Genomic DNA, 5,808 nt, shown 5'->3' on the forward strand with positions numbered 1-5,808 from the left:
AGGTCGGCGAGATGGTCGTCGCCATCTATACGCCGGAAGGCGACGCGATCGCGCTCTCCAACGGCATCATGGTGCACGTGCACACGATGAGCCGCTTCATCAAATGGATGATCCGCAACGGCTACGAGGAAAACCCGCAAATCCGCGACGGCGACATCTTCGCCAACAACGACGCCTTCATCGGCACCGTGCAGGTGCCTGACGTCATGGACGTGGTGCCGATCTTCCATTCCGGCAAGCTGGTCGGCTGGGCTGGCGCCGTCTGCCATGAGCTCGAAGCCGGCGGCATCACGCCCGGCGGTGACGTGGCGCTGGCGCAGGAGCGCTTCACCGAAGGCCTGTTCGTCTGCGCCGAAAAGGTCGGCGAGAATGACGAGCTTCGGCGCGACTACGTCATCCGCTGTGAGCGCAATCTCAGGATGCCGATCTATTGGGTGCTGGACGAGAAGGCCAAGGTGGCATCGTGCATCGACATGCGCGAGAGCGTCAAGACGCTGATCGACGAGATCGGTCTCGACTACTGGATGCAGGTGTCGAAGGAATTCATCGAGGAGGGCCGCCGCGCCCAACTCGGCCGTACACGCCAGCTCACCGTGCCCGGCATTTATCGCGGCCACACCTTCTACGGCCACGTCACCGCCGGCAAGCCGGGTTACCAGCCGCTCGGCGATCCCGACTGGCTCTACAACATCCCGATCGAGATGGAGATCACCACCGACGGCAAGATTATTATGGATTTCGAGGGCACGCAGCCCTGGGGCTACCATTCGATGAACTGCACGCCGGCCGGCATGGATGGTGGCATGTTCGTGACGCTGACCCAGCACATGAACTTCGAGGGCCTGGTCAATGATGGCGCCTGGATGGCCACTGAGCTGAAATTGCCACACGGCACCTGGACCAACCCGGACAACGAGATGGTGGCGACGGCCACCTCCTGGGCGCTGCTTCTGCCGGCATATGGCGTCTTCCAGCGGCTCTTGTCGCGCTCCTTCATCGCCCGCGGCTTCGTCGAGGAAGCTTTCGTCGGCCAAGTCAACAGCCCGATGATCGAGATGGGGGGCACCAGCCAGTACGGCACGCCCTTCGGCATGGCGCATTTCGAATGCGCCGCCGCCGGCTCCGGCGCTTTGGCCATCAAGGACGGGCTCGACACTGCCTATGTCGGCTGGAACCCGGAATCCGACATGGGTAATATCGAGATCTGGGAACAGAATATGCCCATGCTCTATATCGGCCGTTCCATCGTTCCCAACTCCGGCGGCGCCGGCAAATATCGCGGCGGCTGCTCCTTCCTGTCGACCTGGCTGGTCTCCAAGACCGATCATCTGCGGCTGGTCACCTCCGAGCATTCCTCGCGCGTGTTCGATAATGGCGGCCTGTGCGGCGGCTATCCGGCGCCGACCTGCCAGAAGCACCGCGCCGTGCGCGACTCGAACATTTTCGAACTGGCCGAAAATGGCGCGCCGCTGGCCCATCACACCGGCACCAATCCCTATCGCTCGGAGCTGGAAGTCCGGCTGGAAGGCGAGCATGTGACGCTGGAAGGCCCCTACATCACCGCGCCGCACAAGACCGGCGACGTCTTCACCCATTCCTACAATGGCGGTGGCGGCTACGGCGACGTGCTGGAGCGCGACCCGATGAAGACCGCCTGGGACGTCGAGAACGGCTTCCTCACCAAGGAGGCTGCCGAAGGCATCTTCGGCATCGTGCTCGATGAGGACGAGGAGGGGTTCCCGGTCGCCAATCTCGAAGCCACCAAGCGCCATCGCGCCGAGATGCGTGCGAAGCGCCTGGCGCGCGCGAAACCGGTTTCGGAGTGGATCGCCAAGGAGCGTGAACGGGTGAAGGCGTCCGATTTCGCGCCCGAGGTGAAGAAGATGTATGCCAGCGCGATCAAGCTCTCGCCGCGCTTCACCAGGGACTTTTCGGCCTTCTGGGATGTCGACGCCAAATCGACCTTCGGCGTGGAGTAAGAACCATGACCTCATACAGCAAGGAAGTCATCGCCGATCTGGTTGCCGGCACGCTGCCCTGGCCGCAGACACGTCGCATCATGAGCGCCTACAAGGACGATGACCGTTTCTTCAAATATGTCGCGGTGTTGCAGGATCGGGTCGCCTGGAGCGATCCGATCCTGCTCCCCGTCGGCGACCATCTCTTCATCTGCCAGAGCGGTGACGAGCGGGTCACGAAATGCGAATGCGGCCACTCCTTCGGCGACTACCGCAAGAACTGGAAGCTGAAGGCGTCGATCATCGTGCGCGATACAGAGGAGACGCTGCGCGAGATCTACCCCAACAGCGACCTGCCGGATCCGGACTGGATGGAGATCCGCGAATTCATCTGCCCGGAATGCGGCACGCTTCACGAAGTCGAGGCGGCCGCGCCTGGCTACCCGATCGTGCATGATTTCGAGCCGGATCTCGAAGGTTTCTACCGCGACTGGCTTGGCAAGCCGCTGGAGCTGTTGAACAAGGGAGACTGATGCCGCAATGGGCCGCGTCGCAGGCAAGGTGGCGCTCGTAACCGGGGCCGGTCTCGGCCTCGGCCGGGCGTCGTCGCTCTTGCTGGCATCGGAAGGCGCCAGACTGGTCGTCACCGACATCGACGAGGGCCTCGCCGGCCATACGGCGGCCGAGATTGGCAAGGCCGGCGGTGAGGCGCTGGCGCTGCCCCATGACGTGTCCAAGCCTGAGGATTGGTCGTCCGTCATGGCGGCGGTCGAGCAACGGTTGGGGCGGCTCGACGTGCTGGTCAACAATGCCGGCATCGCCATCGCCCGGAACATTGAGGACACCTCGCTTGCCGAATGGCGGCGCACCATGGCGGTCAATCTCGACGGCGTCTTCTTCGGCTGCCAGGAGGGCATTAAGCTGATGAAGAAATCCGGCGGCGGATCGATCATCAATCTGTCCTCCATCGACGGCATCATCGGCGAAGCTGAGCTTGCCGCCTATTGCGCCTCCAAGGGCGGCGTGCGCACCTTGACCAAGGCGGTCGCGGTGCATTGTGCCGAGCAGCGCAACGGCATCCGCTGCAACTCCATTCATCCCGGCTATATCTGGACGCCGCAGACCGAGAACTATCTGCGCGACCTCGGCACGCTCGAGCAGGAGAAGGCCAAGGCGCTATCGCGTCACCCGATCGGTTTCCTCGGCGAGCCCAACGACATCGCCTACATGGTCCTCTACCTCGCCTCGGATGAATCGAAATTCGTCACCGGCTCCGAAATGGTCGTCGACGGAGGCTATCTTGCAGTGTGAAAACGGAGCCCGTTGGCGATGACCAATCTCACCGGCCGCAGCGCCATCGTCACCGGCGGCTTTTCCGGCATGGGCTTTGCCATCGCCACCGCGCTCGCCAAGGCCGGCGCCAATGTCGCCGTCGGATCCTACGTCGCGCCGCCGCAGGCGGGCAGGGTGGACGCCGCTTATTATCCCGGCGCCGACGAGATCGAACGCGTGAAGTCGTCGCTTGCCACGCATGGCACCAAGGTCCATGCCGCGCATCTCGACGTGCGCGACAGTGACCTCACCAACCTCTTCTTCGCGGAAGCGCAGGCGGCGATCGGCCCGGCCGACATCCTGGTCAATGCCGCCGGCACCACGGCCGAGCAGCCGGTCTGCGGCCATTCCGACGAGCTCTGGGACAAGATCGTCGACACCAATCTCACCGGGGCGTTTCGCACCACGCGCGCGGTGCTGCCCGGCATGATCGAACGCGGCTGGGGCCGCATCGTCAACATCGGCTCGACCGCCGCTTCCGTCGGCTGGAAGGACAATCCTGCTTACTGCGCCTCCAAGGCGGGCTTGCTGGGGCTCACGCGTTGCGTGGCGCTCGAAGGCGCAGCACATGGCATCACCTGCGTCATGATCAGCCCGACTTGGGTCGAGACCGAGCTGATGCGCCGCAACGTCTCGCAGGTCGTCGAGCGCGAAGGCAAGGGCCGCAGCGCAGAGGAATTGATGGACGAGTTCAGGAAGGGCAACCCCCAGGGGCGCATGATGCAGCCGGAAGAAATCGCGGCGCTCGCCGTCTTCCTCTGCTCGGATCTCGCCAAGGGGATCACCATGGAAAATATTCAGATCACCGGTGGAGCCTTATGGTGAAACCCGCCCTGGCAAGGAGCGCCTGCAACCGCTCGCTGCCGGCGATGCCTTCCAAAACGTCACGCCGCCTGCAGCTGAAGCCTTTTCAGCTTCGACACCACGGCCGGACCGAGCATCTTTTCCGAATACTCGACAAGCAGCGCCCGCGCTTCCAGATGCGAGATGGCGTCGTCGGAATGGCCGCGCCGCAGCCAGAAGCCGTCGAGCATCGCGGCGAAGCCGCGCACGAAATGGTCGATTTCCTCTCTCGACCACAGCGGCGACAGCGCCGAGCCGATATTCGACCTCAAGCGCTTGTAGAACAGCTCCTGCAGCCGCGCGTAACGCGGGTTGTGCGCAGCTTCCGCATAAAACGACACCCAGGCATTGGCTGTGTTGCGCTCGAACTTTTCTTCCGGGAAATTGCCGTCGACGATCGCCGTCAGGCGATCCCATCTTGTCTCGGCCTGGCGCAGATTGATCACCACGGCGTCCATGAGCACGCGGTTGGCGTAGCGCACCATCTCGAACAGGACCTGGTCCTTGTCCTTGAAATAATAGGTCAGGATGCCCTGCGACATGCCGGCCTCATGGCAGATGCGGGTCGTCGTCAGGCCCTTCAGCCCGTCGCGCAGGAAGATGCGGTGCGCCGCCTCGATCAGCTCGACCCGCCTGATGTCTTCGATGCGAGTGCGTTGTTTCTTCGTCCTGGTCGCCATGGGTTTCGTATATCCGACGAAAATTTTGTACGCTCTAACAAATTTTTGTATTGTCATATGATTTTGGCAGGCCTAGGCTGCGAAAGCAAGCAGACGCCGGACGGACTATCGATGACATCGCACACACAAACGATGCGGGCCGCGGTCCTAGGCAGCTACGGCGAGCCGCTCGAGATCACCAGCGTGCCGCGTCCGGTCGCCGGCTCCGGTCAGATATTGGTGCGGCTTCAGGCCAGCGGCGTCTGCCATACCGACGTGCATATCTGGCGCGGCGAGAGCGTTCCGCCGCACGCGCCTTCCCCCTTCGTCATGGGTCATGAGGGCATCGGCCGCGTCGAGGCGATCGGCGAGGGCGTCGGCGGCTGGTCGCTCGGCGATCGTGCCGGCGCGCCCTGGATCCACGACACCTGCCGCCGTTGCGACGAATGCCTGGATGGCTACGAGTCCTTTTGCCAGCACCATCGCGCGCATGGCTTGAACGTGCCCGGCGCCTTTGCTGAATATGTCGTCTGCGACGCGAGCTTCGCGGTGGCGCTGCCCGAAACCATCGATCCGGTGACCGCCGCGCCGCTGATGTGCGCCGGCGTCACCGCTTACGGCGCTGTGAAACGGGCGGCGCTGAAAGCCGGCGAGAAATGCATCGTCTTCGGCTGTGGCGGACTCGGCCTCTACGCAGTGCAGATCGCCAGCCGGCTCGGCGTCAGCGTGCTTGCCGTCGACCGCGATCCGGCGAAGCTGGAGATCGCGCGCCGCTACGATGCGGCGGAAACCGAAATCGCCGACAGCGGCTTGCCCTCGCGGCTGGCAGCCAAGGGCGAAAAATACCACGCCTGCATCAATTTCGCGCCGACCACCGCCACCTGGGACGCCATGGTCGCGGGCATCCGGCCGCGCGGCAGGATCATCGCCGCGGCCATGGTCTTCCAGCCGGTGCCGCTCATCCAGGAATGGCTTACGGCCACCGGTGTCCTCATCACCGGCACCAGCGTCGGCAC

At 63.7% G+C, this 5,808-nt stretch carries 6 protein-coding genes; 5 read left to right on the plus strand and 1 reads right to left on the minus strand.

Annotation, left to right across the window (positions count from 1 at the left end; all coding sequences use genetic code 11):
- The 4 genes from EOA23_RS30630 to EOA23_RS30645 all read left to right on the plus strand — a co-directional run.
- Positions 1-1,979 (plus strand): hydantoinase B/oxoprolinase family protein (locus EOA23_RS30630; RefSeq protein ID WP_127306871.1); only part of this gene is annotated, 1,979 nt, incomplete at its 5' end.
- A gap of 5 nt (positions 1,980-1,984) precedes the next feature.
- Entirely contained in the window at positions 1,985-2,491 is a 507-nt protein-coding gene (locus tag EOA23_RS30635; protein WP_126060860.1) for an acetone carboxylase subunit gamma, read from the plus strand.
- A gap of 7 nt (positions 2,492-2,498) precedes the next feature.
- Positions 2,499-3,269, plus strand: a complete 771-nt coding sequence (locus tag EOA23_RS30640; protein WP_126060861.1) for a glucose 1-dehydrogenase — start codon at positions 2,499-2,501, stop codon at positions 3,267-3,269.
- Positions 3,270-3,287: 18 nt separating this feature from the next.
- Positions 3,288-4,115 carry an SDR family oxidoreductase gene (locus tag EOA23_RS30645; protein ID WP_127306872.1) on the plus strand — a complete coding sequence of 276 codons (828 nt, stop codon included), beginning with the start codon at positions 3,288-3,290 and terminating at the stop codon, positions 4,113-4,115.
- A gap of 59 nt (positions 4,116-4,174) precedes the next feature.
- Here the strand turns inward: EOA23_RS30645 and betI are convergent, their stop codons facing one another.
- Complete coding sequence (betI, locus tag EOA23_RS30650; protein ID WP_189341765.1) at positions 4,175-4,813, minus strand: transcriptional regulator BetI; 639 nt, start codon at positions 4,811-4,813, stop codon at positions 4,175-4,177.
- A 111-nt stretch (positions 4,814-4,924) separates the two neighbouring features.
- Between betI and EOA23_RS30655 the strand changes: the two genes are divergently transcribed.
- The coding region (locus EOA23_RS30655) for an alcohol dehydrogenase catalytic domain-containing protein (protein ID WP_127306874.1) at positions 4,925-5,808 on the plus strand (884 nt) is incomplete at its 3' end.

This window comes from Mesorhizobium sp. M2A.F.Ca.ET.042.01.1.1 (assembly GCF_003997405.1).
Taxonomy (GTDB): domain Bacteria; phylum Pseudomonadota; class Alphaproteobacteria; order Rhizobiales; family Rhizobiaceae; genus Mesorhizobium.